Source organism: Pseudomonas sp. TH21, from assembly GCF_016651025.1.
In the GTDB taxonomy this organism is placed as follows: Bacteria; Pseudomonadota; Gammaproteobacteria; order Pseudomonadales; family Pseudomonadaceae; genus Aquipseudomonas; species Aquipseudomonas aylmerensis.
This window is the reverse complement of record NZ_JAEKEQ010000001.1, coordinates 738,266-753,912: the sequence shown is the minus strand read 5'-3', so window position 1 is coordinate 753,912 and position 15,647 is coordinate 738,266. Positions and strand designations below refer to the sequence as shown.

The window sequence follows — 15,647 nt, the reverse complement described above, 5'->3', positions numbered from 1 at the left end:
GCGCTCTGCCGCCCCCTGCAACCTGTCAGGACTTACTTGATGCTCAAGGCACTGCGTTTTTTTGGATGGCCATTGCTGGCTGGCGTGCTGATCGCGATGCTGATTATTCAGCGTTTCCCCCAGTTGGTGGGCTTACCCAGCCTTGATGTGAACCTGCAGCAGGCGCCGCAAACCAGCGCGGTGGTGCAAGGCCCGGTGACCTATGCGGACGCTGTCGTTATCGCGGCGCCAGCGGTGGTCAACCTGTACACCACGAAAGTCATCAACAAACCCGCTCATCCATTATTCGAAGACCCGCAATTTCGCCGCTATTTCGGCGACAACGGCCCCAAGCAGCGGCGCATGGAATCCAGCCTTGGCTCCGGCGTGATCATGAGCCCCGAGGGCTACATCCTCACCAACAACCACGTGACCACCGGCGCCGACCAGATCGTGGTCGCCCTGCGCGATGGCCGCGAGACCCTGGCCCGCGTGGTCGGCAGCGACCCTGAAACCGACCTCGCAGTGCTGAAGATCGACCTCAAGAGCCTGCCTTCAATCACCCTCGGTCGCTCCGACGGCCTGCGCGTCGGTGACGTCGCACTGGCCATCGGCAACCCGTTCGGGGTGGGCCAGACGGTGACCATGGGTATCATCAGCGCCACCGGGCGTAACCAGTTGGGCCTCAACAGCTACGAAGACTTCATCCAGACCGACGCGGCGATCAACCCAGGCAACTCGGGCGGCGCACTGGTGGATGCCAATGGCAACCTGACCGGTATCAACACGGCGATTTTCTCCAAGTCCGGCGGCTCCCAGGGCATCGGTTTTGCGATCCCGGTGAAACTGGCGATGGAAGTGATGAAGTCGATCATCGAGCACGGCCAGGTGATTCGCGGCTGGCTGGGGATCGAAGTACAACCGTTGACCAAGGAGCTGGCCGAGTCCTTTGGCTTGACCGGACGCCCGGGCATCGTGGTCGCCGGTATTTTCCGCGACGGCCCGGCGCAGAAAGCCGGCCTGCAACTGGGCGATGTGATCCTCAGCATCAACGGCGAACCGGCCGGCGATGGGCGCAAATCGATGAACCAGGTGGCGCGGATCAAGCCGACCGACAAGGTGGCAATCCAGGTGATGCGCAACGGTAAAGAGATCAAGCTGCTGGCAGAAATCGGCTTGCGCCCACCGCCTGCACCGGTCAAAGAAGAGGAATAAGACGCCTCGCCAGGTACCCGTTCGCGGGTACCTGTAAGCTCATATTTCAAAGCGAAGGCATTCTCATTAGACATGTTATATTGTTTCAATATCGCTATTGGAACGCTCTATCATGCCGTCTCGAAGAATTGCCCCCATGGCTGGCCTGGCCCTGGGCTTGTTGCTTGACCCCGCCTACGCCGAAGACAACACCCTGGAACTCGACACCATCAGCGTCACCACCGACGCCTATGAATCCGCCACCGGCCCGGTCAAGGGCTACCGTGCAACGCGTTCAGCCAGTGCTACAAAAACCGACACAGCCCTGCGCGACATCCCACAATCGATCAGCGTGATTCCCGCAACGGTGCTCAAGGATCTGGGCAGCACCCAGGTAGAACGCGCCCTTGAGTTTGCCGGTGGCGTGTCCAAGCAAAACAACTTCGGCGGCCTCACCCTCTACGAATACAGCGTGCGCGGCTTCACCACGTCGGAGTTTTACCAGGACGGTTTCAGCGCCAACCGTGGCTACCCGAGCACGCCGGACACCGCCAATATCGAACGCATCGAAGTGCTCAAGGGCCCCGCCGCGAGCCTCTACGGCCGTGGCGATCCCGGCGGCACCGTGAACATCGTCACCAAGAAGCCCCAGCCCGATGCCTTCACCACCGTGCAAACCAGCGCCGGCAGTTGGGATCGCTATCGCACCGCCGTCGACCTCAACACCCCGCTGGACAGCGAGGGCAACCTGCTCTCGCGAGTCAACCTGGCCGTGGAAGACAACCACAGCTTTCGCGAGCATGTGCAGAGCAAGCGGGTCTTTGTTGCCCCCTCATTCAGTTGGCAACTGGACCCGGACACACATCTGCTGGTGGAAAGCGAATTGGTGCGCCACAGCTCCACCTTCGACCGCGGCATCGTCGACGCCAGCGGCGTGTCCCGCGCAACCTTCCTGGGTGAACCCAACGACGGCGATATCGACAACCATAACAACCGTCTCCAGGCCAGCCTTGAGCATCACCTCAACGACGCCTGGAAACTGCGCCTGGCCAGCCACTACAAACAGGGCAGCCTGTGGGGCGATGCCTCGGAAAACCGCGCACTGAACGCCGACGGCCACACCATCGACCGCCGCTACCGTGAACGCTCCATGGGCTGGCACGACAGCATCACCCAGGTGGAGCTGCGCGGCCTGTTCGACATCGGCAGCTGGCAGCACGAGTTGCTGGTTGGCACCGAATACGAGGACTATCGCAAGAAAGAACGCGTCACGGCGATTGGCGGGAGCCGCTACACCCTCGATATCTACAACCCGGTCTACGGCCAGCCCAAACCCAACGGCGCGCGCTCCGGCACTGACTTCTTCGAACAGACCCAAAGCCACGCGCTGAACCTGCAAGACCAGGTCATCTTCACCGACCGCCTGCGCGGCATGGTCGGTGCGCGCTTCGAGCATTTCGAGCAGAGCATCGACGACTTCACCCGCAACCACGCCAGGAGCCAGCAAACCCACGATGCCTTGACCCAGCGTGCCGGCCTGCTCTATCAGCTCACGCCGCAAGTCGGGGTGTTCGCCAATGCCTCTACGTCGTTCAAGCCCAACAGCGGCCTGGGCGCCGACGGGAAATCCTTCACGCCGGAAGAAGGCGTGGGCTATGAAGTGGGGGTCAAGAGCGAGCTGTTCGACGACCGTCTCAGCGCCACCCTGGCCGCGTTCCATATCGAGAAGGAAAATGTACTCACCCTGGACCCCGCCACCAACCTCAACCGCGCCGTGGGCAAGGCGCGCAGCCAAGGCCTTGACCTGCAACTGAGCGGGCAAGTGAGCGATGCCGTGCGAGTGATCGGCGCGTTTGCCTACATCGACGCCGAGGTGACCAAAGGCGATAAAACCCTTCCCGCCGGCAGCCGGATCCTCGGCGTGGCCAAGCGCAGCGGCAGTCTGTTGGGCGTGTATGAGTTCCAGGACGGCGCGTTGCGCGGCTCAGACCTGGGTGCGGCGTTCACTTATGTAGGTGACCGCTCGGGTGAGGCAGGGACGCGTTTCGAACTGCCGGCTTATCACACCGTCGACCTGTTGGCCCATTACAAGGCCACGGACAACCTCACCGTGGGGCTGAACCTCAACAATCTGTTTGATGAGAATTACTACGAGCGGTCCTACAGCAGCTACTGGATCAGCCCCGGCGAGCCGCGCAATTTCACGGTCAGCCTGACCCTCAACCTGTAACACCCTCTAACTGTAGGCGCCGGCAAGCCAGCGCCTACAGTTAGATCGGTATAAGGCCTGGTTACAGCGCGGTTGGGGCTCTCTCACACAAGGTATTGAGCGCCTTCGCCCACTGTGGATCATCATTCAGGCACGGCACCAGCACCAGTTCCTCGCCCCCGGCCTCGCGGAACTGCTCCAGGCCGCGATCGCCGATTTCTTCCAGGGTCTCGATGCAGTCGGCGACAAACGCCGGGCACATCACCAGCAGCTTTTTCACACCTTGCTGTGCCAACGCCTCCAGGCGCGCTTCGGTGTAGGGTTCGATCCATTTGGCGCGGCCCAGGCGCGATTGGAACGCCACCGACCATTTATCTTCCGGCAAGCCCAGGCGCGCGGCAAAGTCACGGGCGACGCTGAAGCACTGCGCGCGATAGCAAGTCTTGAGCACCTCGGCGGAGGCGTTCTTGCAGCAGTCGGCATCCTTGAAGCAATGCTGGCCGGTGGGATCGAGTTTGGTCAGGTGGCGCTCAGGCAAGCCGTGGAAACTCAGCAGCAGGTGGTCGTAATCCTGTTCCACATAAGGCCGCGCGCTTGCTACCAGGGCGTCGAGATATTCGGGCTGGTCGTAGAACGGTTGCAGGATCGAGAACTGTACATCGAGCTTTTTATCGCGCACCACGCGCCTGGCTTCCTCGATGACGGTGGTCACGGTGCTGTCGGCGAACTGCGGGTACAACGGCGCGAGGGTGACTTTCTGAATGCCCTGGGCGGCGAGGCGGGTCAGCACGCTTTCAATCGACGGTTCGCCGTAGCGCATCGCCAACTCAACCGGGCCCTGGGTCCATTGCGCAGTCATCTGCTGTTGCAGGCGGCGGCTGAGCACCACCAGCGGCGAGCCCTCGTCCCACCAGATGGAGGCATAGGCGTGAGCCGATTGCTCGGGCCGCTTGATCAGGATCAGCGACACCAGCAGACGCCGCACCGGCCACGGCAGGTCGATCACGTAAGGGTCCATCAGGAACTGATTGAGGTAGCTGCGCACATCGGCCACCGAAGTGGACGCCGGTGAGCCCAGGTTGACCAGTAACAACGCGTGATCCGTCATGCAACATCCTATCTCTAGAGGCGGCTGGACACGTCATCCAAAGCCGCGCGCAACTCAGTGAACTGGAAAGTGAACCCGGCCGCCAGCAACCGCTCTGGCAAGGCCTTTTGCCCGCCCAGCAACAGGCCGGACAACTCGCCCAGCCCCACCTTCAACGCAAAGGCTGGCATCGGCATGAACGCCGGGCGGTGCAACACCTGGCCCAACGTCTTGGCGAACTCACGGTTGCGTACCGGGTGTGGCGCGCAGGCATTATACGGACCGCTGGCGTCAGGCTTGTGCAGAAGAAAATCAATCAGGGCGATTTGATCCTTGATATGGACCCATGGCATCCACTGCCGACCGGTGCCGATCGGCCCGCCCAGCGCGAGTTTGAACGGCAGCAACAGCCGCGACAAAAAGCCGCCCTCTGCGGCCAGCACCAGGCCGGTACGCACCAGCACCACACGCATGCCCAGCGCTTCGGCGCGCTGGGCGGTTTCCTCCCAGGCAATACACAACTGGCTGGGGAAATCGTCCTGCACCGGGCCGCTGGCTTCGGTGAGTTCACGCTCGCCGCCGTCGCCATACCAGCCCACCGCCGAACCGGAGATCAACACCGAGGGTTTCTGTGCCAGGCCTTCCAGCCAGGCCAGCAGGGTTTCGGTAAGGCCGATACGGCTGCTCCACAACAGCGCCTTGCGCTTATGGGTCCAGGGACGGTCTGCAATAGCCGCGCCCGCCAGGTTGACCACCGCATCCACCGGGCCGATCACCTCTTGCAGGCGCCCCACACCCAGGACCTGGTCGCCACACAAACGGGCGACCTGTTCCGGATCACGACTCCACACGGTCAAGCGGTGACCCTGGGCAAGCCAGTGTCGGCAAAGTTGGCGGCCAATCAAACCAGTACCGCCGGTCAGCAAAATGTGCATGGGATCTTCCTCATGTAACGTTTGCCGCCCATCGCTAGTCTATTTTATAAGCAGGGACCATTTGTAATCGGGCGTAACGCAGGTTCAAGCCTCAGCTTTAACCATAGGTCACGCCGTAAGAACAGGTAAGCCAAAACTTATACCAAAAAACAATATTGTACAGCTATTGGTGTCGGCGTAGTCTGTACCCAACGGTAAAACGAGGCCTCCCATGACTGTTCCCATCGCGATCATTGGCACCGGCATCGCCGGTCTCTCCGCCGCCCGAGCGTTAAGAGACGCTGGGCACGTTGTACAACTCTTCGATAAAAGCCGCGGCAGTGGTGGCCGCATGTCCAGCAAGCGCAGCGACGCCGGCGCGCTGGACATGGGTGCGCAATACTTCACCGCCCGCGACCGCCGCTTCGTCAACGAAGTGCAGCGCTGGCAAAGCAACGGCTGGGCCGAGCAATGGAAGCCCCAGCTGTACAACTTCAAGTCCGGCCAACTCACCCCGTCTCCCGATGAACAGATCCGCTGGGTCGGCACGCCGCGCATGAGCGCGATCACCCGCGCCCTGCTCGATGACCTGCCGGTGGAGTTCGGTTGCCGCATCACCGAAGTGTTCCAGGGCAAACAGCACTGGAACCTGCTGGACGCCGACGGCGAAAACCACGGCCCGTTCAGCCACGTGATCATCGCCACACCCGCCCCGCAAGCCACCGCGCTATTGGCCGCCGCGCCCAAGCTGGCAAGTGCCGCCGCCGGCGTGAAGATGGACCCGACCTGGGCCATCGCCCTGGCGTTCGACAAACCCCTGGATACGCCCATGCAAGGCTGCTTCGTGCAAGACAGTCCCCTCGACTGGCTGGCGCGCAACCGCAGCAAACCCGGACGCGACACCACCCTCGACACCTGGGTTCTGCACGCCACCAGCGCCTGGAGCAGGGACCACCTGGACCTGCCCAAGGAAGCCGTGATCGAACACCTGCATGGCGCCTTCGCCGAATTGCTGCACAGCGCCATGCCCGCCCCGTCGTTCAGCCTCGCACATCGCTGGCTGTACGCGCGACCGTCCAGCGCCCATGAGTTCGGCGTGCTGGCCGACGCCGACCTGGGCCTGTACGTATGTGGCGACTGGTGCCTGTCGGGCCGCGTCGAGGGTGCCTGGCTCAGTGGCCAGGAGGCCGCGCGACGCTTGATCGAGCACCTGCAATGAACCGCATCAACCCCGCTAAATTACTGCTGTCGAAGTGGACAGCAGCGCACCCCCGCAACAAGGAAAAACACTTTTTGGTCACCGAGCTGATCCGTGACGAAGAAGGCACCGTGCTGGAAATCGACCTGCAAGCCGTCATGACGCGGCGCACCGAAAGGCTGGCGTGGCAAAGCCTGCAGAACGCCGAGGACTGGCAGATCGGCTGGAAATAACCTCCGCGAAAAATACTTGTACAAAATATTTGACTTGTACAGCATCAAACCTATGATGAGATTTAGTTGTACAAGTTTTTAGTCTTGTACAGGAATCTTGTAGAGGTTTGGCCATGTCCCACTCCGGTAAGCCAAAGATCGCGATCAGCGCCTGCCTGCTTGGCGAAAACGTGCGGTTCAACGGCGGGCATAAACAATCCCCTCTCTGCAGCCAGACGCTCAGCGACTATTTCGAGTTCGTACCGCTGTGCCCAGAAGTCGCGATTGGCCTGGGCATCCCCCGCGAGCCGATTCGCCTGGTGGGCGATCCGGCGCACCCGCAAGCCGTGGGCACCGTGCACCGCGAGCTGAATGTGACCCAACCGCTGGATGACTACGGCCAGCAGATGGCCGCCGCGCATACCGACCTGTGCGGTTACATCTTCATGCAGAAGTCACCGTCCTGCGGCCTGGAGCGAGTCAAGGTCTACCGCGACAACGGCACGCCGGTGGATGGCGGCGGGCGCGGCATCTACGCCCAGGCGTTTTGCTCGCGCCACCCCAACCTGCCGGTGGAAGAGGATGGTCGGCTGAACGACCCGGTGCTGCGGGAAAACTTCATGACCCGCGTCTTTGTCTACGCCAGCTGGCAACAACTGCTCGCCGAAGGGCTCAGCCGTCATCGCCTGCTGGCCTTCCATTCGCGCTACAAATACTTGTTGATGGCCCACAGCCCGGCGCACTACAAAAGCCTCGGCCACCTGCTGGGCAGCATGACCCGGAGCACTGACCTCGACGCCTTGGCCACCGGCTACTTCAGCGAACTGATGAGCGGCCTGCGCAAGTGCGCCACTCGGGGGACCCACACCAATGTGCTGCAACACATCAGCGGCTACCTCAAGCAAGCCATCAGCGCCGACGACAAACAGGAAATGCAGACCGTCATCGGCCAGTACCACCAGGGGATCGTGCCACTGGTGGTGCCGCTGACCTTGCTCAAGCATCACTTTCGCCAACACCCGGACCGCTACATCGCGCAGCAGGCGTACCTGCAACCGCACCCGGAAAATCTCAGCCTGCGTAATGCGATCTAACCTATGAAAGCCGCCCTGCAAGACGAAACCGGCGACGACATCGCCCAAGCCCTCGAAGACGGCTGGCTGCCGATTCGCGAAGTGGCGCGCCAGACCGGCGTCAACGCCGTGACCCTGCGCGCCTGGGAGCGCCGCTATGGCCTGATCGTGCCCCAGCGCACGCCCAAGGGCCATCGGCTGTTCAGCGCCGATCACGTGCAACGCATCCACACCATCCTGACCTGGCTCAATCGCGGCGTGCCGGTCAGCCAGGTCAAAGGCCTGATCGACTCTGCCCAAGCCCTTCCAGAGACTGTCGAGAATGAGTGGCACGGGTTGCGCCAGAACTTGTTGAATGCCATCAGCGAATTGATCGAGCGCCGGGTCGACGACGTCTTCAACCAGGCCATGGCGCTGTACCCGCCGCGCACGTTGTGCGAGCAATTGTTGCTGCCGCTGCTGCAGGACCTGGAGCAGCGCTGGCAAGGCCAGTTCGGCGCGCAGATGGAGCGGGTGTTTTTCCTGTCCTGGCTGCGCAGCAAATTCGGCGCACGCATCTATCACAACAACCGCCAGTTGCAGGGCCCGCCGCTGCTGCTGATCAACCAGTCCGACCTGCCGCTGGAGCCGCACCTGTGGCTCAGCGCCTGGCTGGCCAGCAGTGCCGATTGCCCGGTGGAAGTCTTCGATTGGCCACTGCCCGCCGGCGAATTGGCCCTGGCCGTGGAGCACCTGCAACCGCGCGCGGTGCTGCTGTATTCGAGCAAGGCCCTCCACTTGTCGGCACTCGCAAAACTATTGAGCGGCGTCAGTGGCCCAAAGTTGATCGTCGGACCAACGGTATGCATCCACCAGGCCGAGTTAGCCGTATTAACCCGTGACACCCCTGAATTGTTCGTGGCCGAAGACCCCTTGTCGGCCCACCAGATACTGATCCAGCGTGGACTTCTTTAAATGCATTTGATCTGGCTGCGCACCGACCTGCGCCTACACGACAACACCGCCCTCGCCGCCGCCTGCCAGCGCGGCCCGGTTGCAGCCGTGTACCTCATCACGCCGGAGCAATGGCTGGCCCACGATGATGCGCCGTGCAAAGTCGACTTCTGGCTGCGCAACCTGCAGCACTTGAGCCAGGCCCTGGGCAAGCTGAATATCCCCCTGCTGATCCGCCACGCCGCCACCTGGGATCAGGTGCCCGCCGCGCTGGGCAAGCTGTGCCACGAGTTGTCGGTGCAGTCGGTGCACGTCAACGAGGAATACGGCATCCATGAAAGCCGTCGCGATGCGGCAGTGGCCAAGGCCCTGGAGGCCGATGGCGTCAGCTTTCACAGCTACCTGGACCAGCTGTTTTTCCAACCCGGCAGCGTGTTGACCAAGACCGGCACGTACTTCCAGGTGTTCAGCCAGTTCCGCAAGGTCTGCTACACCCGCTTGCACAGCGCCCTGCCGCGCCTGGTCGCGACGCCGAAGGCCCAAGCGCCTGTCCCGTTGAAAAGTGATCCGATCCCCGCGCAGGTCGACGGGTTCGCACCACCCAGCGAGACCTTGCGCGCCCTCTGGCCCGCCGGCGAAGAGGAAGCCCGCCGCCGCCTCGACGCCTTCGCCGACCAGCAGATCAGTTACTACAAGGACGAGCGCGACTTCCCGGCCAAACCCGGCACCAGCCAGCTGTCCGCCTACCTCGCGGCGGGCGTGGTGTCGCCGCGCCAGTGCCTGCACGCCGCGTTGCAAACCAACCAGGGCGAATTCGAAAGCGGCGATATCGGCGCCATCACCTGGATCAACGAGTTGCTCTGGCGCGAGTTCTACAAGCACATCCTGGTCGGCTATCCAAGGGTGTCTCGCCATCGCGCCTTCCGCCCCGAGACCGAAGCGGTCGCCTGGCGTGACGCGCCCAAGGACCTCGCGGCCTGGCAACAAGCCCGCACCGGGCTGCCGATCATCGACGCAGCCATGCGCCAACTGCTGGAAACCGGCTGGATGCACAACCGCCTGCGCATGGTGGTCGCGATGTTCCTGACCAAGAACCTGCTGATCGACTGGCGTGAAGGCGAGCGCTTCTTCATGCGCCACCTGATCGACGGCGACCTGGCGGCCAACAACGGCGGCTGGCAATGGAGTTCCTCTACCGGCACCGATTCGGCGCCGTACTTCCGGATTTTCAGCCCACTGAGCCAATCGGAAAAATTCGACAGCGAAGGCGTGTTTATCAAGCATTGGCTGCCGGAACTGGCCGCGCTGAATAAAAAGGAAGTGCACAACCCCGAGGCAGTCGGCGGCCTGTTCGGCGTGGCGGATTACCCGCGCGCCATCGTCGACCTGAAAAAGTCCCGCGAACGCGCCCTGGCAGCCTTCCGCAGCCTGCCTTCACGCCAGGAGGTCGCCGAACATGAGTGATTTCCTGCGCCGCTTCGCCCAGGCCTTTTCCACCCTCGACAAACACAACCTGCACCTGCTCGACAGCCTGTACAGTCAGGACATCGCCTTTACCGATCCACTGCACGAGGTGCAGGGATTGCCCGCGATGCACCGCTACTTCGCCGAGTTGTACAGCAATGTCAGCCAACTGCGCTTCGACTTCCACGGCTTCGACCAGGTGGCCGAAGGCGAAGGCTACCTGCGCTGGAAAATGAGCTTTACCCACCCGCGCCTGGCCAACGGCAAGGTCATCCGCGTGGAGGGCTGTTCGCACCTGATGTGGCGTGAAAAGGTCTACCGCCATCGCGATTACTTCGATGCCGGCGCCCTGCTCTACGAACACCTTCCCGTACTGGGCAGCGTCGTCAACTGGCTGAAAAGGAGAATGGGATGAACGCACTGCCGCCCCGTCGTTATTGGCTGACCGGCGCCAGCAGTGGCATCGGTGCCTCGCTGGCCGTGGAGCTGCTCAACAGCGGCGCCCATGTGGCGCTGAGTTCGCGCAGCAAAGGCCCGCTGCAGGCCCTCGCCCAACGTTTTCCCGGACAAGTGCTGGTGGTGCCTGGCGACCTGACCAACAGCCAGACTGTGCGCGAGATCGGTGAGCAGATCGCCGCGGCCTGGGGTTCGCTCGACACGGTGATCCTGAATGCGGGCACCTGTGAATACGTGGACGCCCGGCAATTTGACGCGTCGATTGTCGAACATGTGGTGCGCACCAATTTGCTCGCCAGCAGTTATTGCATCGAAGCCGCGCTGCCGTTGCTGCGTGCCGGGCGCACCCCGCACCTGGTCGGCGTCGCCAGTGCCGTGACCTACCTGCCGATGCCGCGTGCCGAGGCCTACGGTGCGTCCAAAGCCGGGCTGCGCTACCTGTTCGAATCGCTGCGCATCAGCCTGTCGCCGGAAAACATCGACGTCACGGTGATCAGCCCAGGCTTCGTCGACACCCCGCTGACTGAGCGCAACGATTTCCCGATGCCCCTGAGCTGGTCCGCCGACAAAGCCGCGCGGCACATCTTCGCCAAGTTGGAAAAACGCCCACTCGAGATTGCCTTCCCGGCGCTGTTTATCGCCACCCTGTGGCCGCTGTCGAAACTGCCCAACCGTGCCCAGTTGATCATCGGCAAACGCATGCTGCGCAGCCCGCCGCCGCAGAAGGACGACCTGTGAAGATCGCCATTATCGGCAGCGGCATCGCCGGGCTGACCAGCGCCTACCTGCTCAGCCGTCGCCACGACATCACGCTGTTCGAAGCGGGCGACCGCATCGGCGGGCATACCCACACGGTCAATGTGACGGTCGAGGGTAAAAGCTACGCGGTGGACACCGGTTTCATCGTATTCAACGACTGGACCTATCCCAATTTCATCCGCCTGCTGGGGCAGGTCGGGGTGGCGTTCAAACCCACCGAGATGAGTTTTTCGGTGTGCGACGAAAACGCCGGGTTCGAGTACAACGGCAACAACCTCAACAGCCTGTTCGCCCAACGCCGCAATATCCTGTCGCCAGGTTTCTGGGGCATGTTGCGCGATATCCTGCGCTTCAATCGCCAGGCGCCGCTGGACCTGCAGGAGCAGCGCATCAGCGCCGAAATGACCCTGGGTGACTACCTTGAGGCCGGCGGGTATGGCCCGCGCTTTATCCGGCACTACATCGTGCCGATGGGCGCGGCGATCTGGTCGATGTCCCTGCAGGACATGCTGGGGTTCCCGCTGCAGTTCTTTGTGCGCTTCTTCAAGAACCACGGCCTGCTCTCGGTGAACAACCGCCCGCAATGGTGTGTGATCGAAGGCGGGTCCAGCCGCTATATCGAGCCGCTGACCCGCAGCTTTCGCGAACAGGTGCGTCTCAATTGCCCCGTGCACCTGGTCGAACGCGACGCCGAGGGTGTGGTTATCCACAGCGCGGCCGGCACCGAAGCCTTTGACAAGGTGGTGTTCGCCTGCCACAGCGACCAGGCACTGGCGTTGCTCGGCGACCCGAGCCAGGCCGAGCAGGAGATCCTCGGCGCCCTGCCCTATGCCGACAACGATGTCGTGCTGCATACCGACACCCGCCTGCTGCCCGACCGCAAGCTGGCCTGGGCCAGCTGGAATTATCGACTGACCGGCAACACGCAGACCCAGGCGGCCGTCACCTACGACATGAACATCCTGCAAGGCATCGACAGCGCCACCACGTTTTGCGTCAGCCTCAACCAGACGCCAATGATCAACCCGCTGAAGATCCTCGCCCGCTATACCTACGCCCACCCGCAATACAGCCTCGCGGCGGTGGCGGCCCAAGGTCGTTGGGAAGAACTCTGCGGTACGCGCAACACCTTTTACTGTGGCGCCTACTGGGCCAATGGTTTCCATGAAGACGGCGTGGTCAGCGCCCTGCGCGTGGCGCAAGCCTTCGGGGAGGCCCTGTGAACAGCGCCCTGTACAGCGGCTGGATCGCCCATCGCCGGTTTGCGCCCAAGGCTCACGCCTTTCGCTACCGCATCGGGCTGCTGTATCTGGACTTGAGCGAAGAAGAGCAAGTGCTCGGGCTCTCGCCGCTGGCCGGCGCGAGTCGCCTGGCACCCTTCGGTTTTCGCCAGCAGGATTACCTGCGTGAATTGACGCGCCACGGCATGAGCTTGACCGCCGCCGTGCGCCAGGAAGTCGGCAAGGCGCTGGGGCGTACACCCCAGGGCGTAATCTGCCTACTGACCCAGGCCCGCAGTTGGGGCCTGGCTTTTAATCCGGTGAGTTTCTTCTACTGCTTCGAGGCCGACGGACGTCTGGCCGCGATCCTGTGCGAAGTGACCAACACCCCTTGGCGCGAGCGCTATCACTACGTGCTGCCGGCCCAGGCCCTTGGCGCGGATGAGCACCAGCATTTCGCCGTGGCCAAGGCGTTTCATGTGTCGCCGTTCTTGCCGCGCGACCTGGAGTACCGCATGAGCTTCAGCCCGCCCGCCGCCAAGCTCGGCGTGCACATGGCCGATTGGCAAGGCGAGCTGAAAGTCTTCGATGCCACGCTGAGCCTGCACAAGGAAACACTCACCCGCGCCAGCCTGCACCGCTACCTGTGGCGCTTTCCGTGGATGACCGCCAAGACCTGCCTCGCCATCTATTGGCAGGCCTTGCGCCTGTTGCTCAAACGCACACCGATTTTTTCCCATCAGGCCGCCGATGGCGCCTCTCGCACCGCAGTCGGGTATACCAAGGATCGCCGCCATGAAATCCCCTAGCTTATCGGTCAAGACCAATCGCCTGAACGTCAACGGCCTGACCAGTGCGCTGCTGCGCAAAGGTGTGCTGCGCCAACTCAGCCAACTGCGCCATGGCCAGTTGGTGGTGATCGAGGATGGCGAGCGCCAAGTGTTCGGCGCACGCGAAGCGCACCTGCTGGGCGAGATCCAGATTCTCGACCCGGCGGTGTGGGGCCTGGTGGCGGCCAACGGTTCCATCGGCGCCGGCGAGGCGTTTATCCACGGCTACTGGAGCAGCCCGGACCTCACCGCAGTGGTGCGCGTGATGGTCAGCAACCTCGATGTGCTCGACGCGATGGAAGGTGGCCTGGCGCGCCTGGCACGGCCGTTCACCCAAGGCCTGCACTGGCTCAACCGCAACACGCGCAAGGGCTCGCAGAAAAACATCGCCGCCCACTACGACCTGGGCAATGACCTGTTCGAAGAATTCCTCGACCCGACCATGATGTACTCGGCCGCGCAGTTCCTGACCGCCGACGACAGCCTGGAACAGGCGCAACTGAACAAGCTTGAGCGTATCTGCCAGAAGCTCGCCCTCAAACCCACCGACCACTTGCTGGAAATCGGCACTGGCTGGGGCAGCATGGCGCTGTATGCAGCGCAGCATTACGGCTGCAAGGTCACCACCACGACCTTGTCCAAGGAGCAGTTCGCCTACACCGAAAAACGCATCGCGGCCCTCGGCCTGCAAGACCAGGTCACGCTGCTGCTGCAGGACTACCGCGACCTGACCGGTCAGTACGACAAGCTGGTGTCCATCGAGATGATCGAAGCGGTGGGCCATCGTTTCCTGCCGACCTACTTCAAGCAGTGCGCGCACCTGCTCAAGAGCGACGGTCTGATGTTGCTGCAGGCCATTACCATCCGTGAGCAACGTTTCGAGCAGGCCAAGAACAGCGTCGACTTTATCCAGCGCTACATCTTCCCCGGTGGCGCCCTGCCCTGCGTGCAGAACATGCTGCAGATCGTCAGCCGCGACACCGATATGAACCTGCTGCACATGGAGGATTTCGGCCTGCATTACGCGCGAACCCTGCGCCTGTGGCATGAGAACTTTCGCCGCGCCCAGGGTCGCCTGACGGAGCTGGGCTACGACGAATACTTCCTGCGCTTGTGGGAGTTTTACCTGTGCTACTGCGAGGGCGGCTTCATGGAGCGCACCATCGGTACCGCGCAACTGCTGCTGGCCAAGCCGTCGGCCATCAATCCACCGCTGCTTGGCCGCTTCAGTGCTTAAGACCGTGGCCAATGCCGTGCTCTTCCAGTGCGGCTGGTTTGCCTGTGTACTGGGGGGGGACAGCCTTTGGCTGCTGGTGGGGCTGGCGGTACTGGCCCTCCATCTGCTGTGGATAAGTGCCTGGTCCCGCGAAGGCCAGGCGATTCTCGCCGTGACCCTGCTGGGGACAGTCATCGATACGTCGCTGCGCACCTTCGGCGTGCTTCACTTCGGCGCGCCCGGGCCGTTGATTCCCTTCTGGTTGATTTTGCTGTGGGCGCTGCTGGCCACGACCTTGCGCCATTGCCTGGCCTGGAGCGCCCAGCCCTGGTGGCGTGCCAGTCTGCTGGGCGCGCTGGGTGGGCCGCTGTCGTATTACGCAGGCAGCCAGTTGGCCGGGGTCAGTTTTGGCTACGGCACTGCCGCCACCCTAATCGGCCTCGCCCTGCTCTGGGCCGTGATATTTCCGGTGTTGCACTGGATTGCCGGGCAACTGGCGCACTGACGTCCGTCAGAGCAGTCATACGCGCATCGTCGCCTTGCCTTACACTGCACGCCTATGACCAACATCCCCCATACCCAAATCACCGAACCCGCCGTTACCTGCTCGACGTGCGCGGCCTGCTGCTGCCAGCTGGAAGTGCTGCTGATCACGGACACAGGCGTGCCGGAGCGCTATATCGATACGGACGATTGGGGCGGCGAAGTCATGCTGCGCCTGGACGATGGCTGGTGCGCGGCGCTGGATCGGGACACGATGATGTGCACGATCTACGAGCGGCGGCCGCTGATTTGCAGGGAATTCGAGATGGGCGCGCCGGAATGCCTGACCGAGCGCGAAGGCATTGCAACAGCGTATCGCTGATTGAACTACAGCCTGCAGGAGCCGGCTTGCCGGCTCCT

The 15,647-nt window shown here is 62.6% G+C and carries 16 protein-coding genes; 14 read left to right on the top strand and 2 right to left on the bottom strand.

Annotated elements, in window-relative coordinates; all coding sequences use genetic code 11:
- Positions 1–39 precede the first annotated feature (39 nt).
- Positions 40–1,194, top strand: a complete 1,155-nt coding sequence (gene algW, locus JFU04_RS03240) for a Do family serine endopeptidase AlgW (RefSeq protein ID WP_065900528.1) — start codon at positions 40–42, stop codon at positions 1,192–1,194.
- Between the two features lie 112 nt (positions 1,195–1,306).
- Positions 1,307–3,403: a TonB-dependent siderophore receptor gene (locus JFU04_RS03235; protein WP_274610229.1), complete on the top strand. Its 2,097-nt coding sequence runs from the start codon at positions 1,307–1,309 to the stop codon at positions 3,401–3,403.
- Between the two features lie 61 nt (positions 3,404–3,464).
- On the opposite strand, the gene hemH is transcribed toward JFU04_RS03235, so the two are convergent.
- Positions 3,465–4,490, bottom strand: a complete 1,026-nt coding sequence (gene hemH / locus JFU04_RS03230) for a ferrochelatase (protein ID WP_065900526.1) — start codon at positions 4,488–4,490, stop codon at positions 3,465–3,467.
- 14 nt (positions 4,491–4,504) lie between these two features.
- Entirely contained in the window at positions 4,505–5,404 is a 900-nt protein-coding gene (locus JFU04_RS03225) for a TIGR01777 family oxidoreductase (RefSeq protein ID WP_201143509.1), read from the bottom strand.
- Positions 5,405–5,615: 211 nt separating this feature from the next.
- On the opposite strand from JFU04_RS03225, the gene JFU04_RS03220 reads away from it, so the two are divergent.
- The 12 genes from JFU04_RS03220 to JFU04_RS03165 all read left to right on the top strand — a co-directional run bounded on the left by JFU04_RS03220 (position 5,616) and on the right by JFU04_RS03165 (position 15,609).
- Positions 5,616–6,602 (top strand): NAD(P)/FAD-dependent oxidoreductase, encoded by a 987-nt coding sequence (locus JFU04_RS03220; protein ID WP_201143508.1) that lies wholly within the window; start codon positions 5,616–5,618, stop codon positions 6,600–6,602.
- Positions 6,599–6,814 (top strand): TIGR02450 family Trp-rich protein, encoded by a 216-nt coding sequence (locus tag JFU04_RS03215; protein WP_065900523.1) that lies wholly within the window; start codon positions 6,599–6,601, stop codon positions 6,812–6,814. Before JFU04_RS03220 ends, JFU04_RS03215 begins: the two co-directional genes overlap by 4 nt.
- A gap of 113 nt (positions 6,815–6,927) precedes the next feature.
- Positions 6,928–7,887 (top strand): YbgA family protein, encoded by a 960-nt coding sequence (locus tag JFU04_RS03210; protein WP_201143507.1) that lies wholly within the window; start codon positions 6,928–6,930, stop codon positions 7,885–7,887.
- A gap of 3 nt (positions 7,888–7,890) precedes the next feature.
- Entirely contained in the window at positions 7,891–8,820 is a 930-nt protein-coding gene (locus JFU04_RS03205; RefSeq protein WP_065900520.1) for a MerR family transcriptional regulator, read from the top strand.
- Positions 8,821–10,263: a deoxyribodipyrimidine photo-lyase gene (gene phrB, locus JFU04_RS03200; protein ID WP_201143506.1), complete on the top strand. Its 1,443-nt coding sequence runs from the start codon at positions 8,821–8,823 to the stop codon at positions 10,261–10,263. It begins immediately after the preceding gene.
- Positions 10,256–10,678 carry a nuclear transport factor 2 family protein gene (locus JFU04_RS03195; protein WP_065900516.1) on the top strand — a complete coding sequence of 141 codons (423 nt, stop codon included), beginning with the start codon at positions 10,256–10,258 and terminating at the stop codon, positions 10,676–10,678. The genes phrB and JFU04_RS03195 overlap by 8 nt, the downstream gene beginning before the upstream one ends.
- Entirely contained in the window at positions 10,675–11,457 is a 783-nt protein-coding gene (locus JFU04_RS03190) for an SDR family NAD(P)-dependent oxidoreductase (protein WP_065900514.1), read from the top strand. The genes JFU04_RS03195 and JFU04_RS03190 overlap by 4 nt, the downstream gene beginning before the upstream one ends.
- Positions 11,454–12,701, top strand: a complete 1,248-nt coding sequence (locus tag JFU04_RS03185) for an FAD-dependent oxidoreductase (protein ID WP_201143505.1) — start codon at positions 11,454–11,456, stop codon at positions 12,699–12,701. The genes JFU04_RS03190 and JFU04_RS03185 overlap by 4 nt, the downstream gene beginning before the upstream one ends.
- Positions 12,698–13,507 (top strand): DUF1365 domain-containing protein, encoded by an 810-nt coding sequence (locus tag JFU04_RS03180; RefSeq protein ID WP_065900510.1) that lies wholly within the window; start codon positions 12,698–12,700, stop codon positions 13,505–13,507. Before JFU04_RS03185 ends, JFU04_RS03180 begins: the two co-directional genes overlap by 4 nt.
- Complete coding sequence (locus JFU04_RS03175) at positions 13,494–14,765, top strand: SAM-dependent methyltransferase (protein ID WP_065900509.1); 1,272 nt, start codon at positions 13,494–13,496, stop codon at positions 14,763–14,765. Before JFU04_RS03180 ends, JFU04_RS03175 begins: the two co-directional genes overlap by 14 nt.
- Positions 14,758–15,249, top strand: a complete 492-nt coding sequence (locus tag JFU04_RS03170; RefSeq protein ID WP_201143504.1) for a DUF2878 family protein — start codon at positions 14,758–14,760, stop codon at positions 15,247–15,249. The genes JFU04_RS03175 and JFU04_RS03170 overlap by 8 nt, the downstream gene beginning before the upstream one ends.
- Before the next feature lie 54 nt (positions 15,250–15,303).
- A complete protein-coding gene (locus tag JFU04_RS03165; RefSeq protein ID WP_065900507.1) occupies positions 15,304–15,609 on the top strand; it encodes a YkgJ family cysteine cluster protein in 306 nt (101 codons plus the stop codon).
- The last annotated feature ends 38 nt before the right edge of the window (positions 15,610–15,647 follow it).

Bases quoted from the DNA above. Each gene is read 5' to 3' on its own strand.
- JFU04_RS03190 (WP_065900514.1), top strand. From the start codon at position 10,675: ATGAACGCACTGCCGCCCCGTCGTTATTGGCTGACCGGCGCCAGCAGT.
- JFU04_RS03235 (WP_274610229.1), top strand. From the start codon at position 1,307: ATGCCGTCTCGAAGAATTGCCCCCATGGCTGGCCTGGCCCTGGGCTTG.
- JFU04_RS03210 (WP_201143507.1), top strand. From the start codon at position 6,928: ATGTCCCACTCCGGTAAGCCAAAGATCGCGATCAGCGCCTGCCTGCTT.
- JFU04_RS03205 (WP_065900520.1), top strand. From the start codon at position 7,891: ATGAAAGCCGCCCTGCAAGACGAAACCGGCGACGACATCGCCCAAGCC.
- algW (WP_065900528.1), top strand. From the start codon at position 40: ATGCTCAAGGCACTGCGTTTTTTTGGATGGCCATTGCTGGCTGGCGTG.
- JFU04_RS03175 (WP_065900509.1), top strand. From the start codon at position 13,494: ATGAAATCCCCTAGCTTATCGGTCAAGACCAATCGCCTGAACGTCAAC.
- hemH (WP_065900526.1), bottom strand. From the start codon at position 4,490: ATGACGGATCACGCGTTGTTACTGGTCAACCTGGGCTCACCGGCGTCC.
- JFU04_RS03195 (WP_065900516.1), top strand. From the start codon at position 10,256: ATGAGTGATTTCCTGCGCCGCTTCGCCCAGGCCTTTTCCACCCTCGAC.
- JFU04_RS03220 (WP_201143508.1), top strand. From the start codon at position 5,616: ATGACTGTTCCCATCGCGATCATTGGCACCGGCATCGCCGGTCTCTCC.
- phrB (WP_201143506.1), top strand. From the start codon at position 8,821: ATGCATTTGATCTGGCTGCGCACCGACCTGCGCCTACACGACAACACC.
- JFU04_RS03215 (WP_065900523.1), top strand. From the start codon at position 6,599: ATGAACCGCATCAACCCCGCTAAATTACTGCTGTCGAAGTGGACAGCA.
- JFU04_RS03165 (WP_065900507.1), top strand. From the start codon at position 15,304: ATGACCAACATCCCCCATACCCAAATCACCGAACCCGCCGTTACCTGC.
- JFU04_RS03225 (WP_201143509.1), bottom strand. From the start codon at position 5,404: ATGCACATTTTGCTGACCGGCGGTACTGGTTTGATTGGCCGCCAACTT.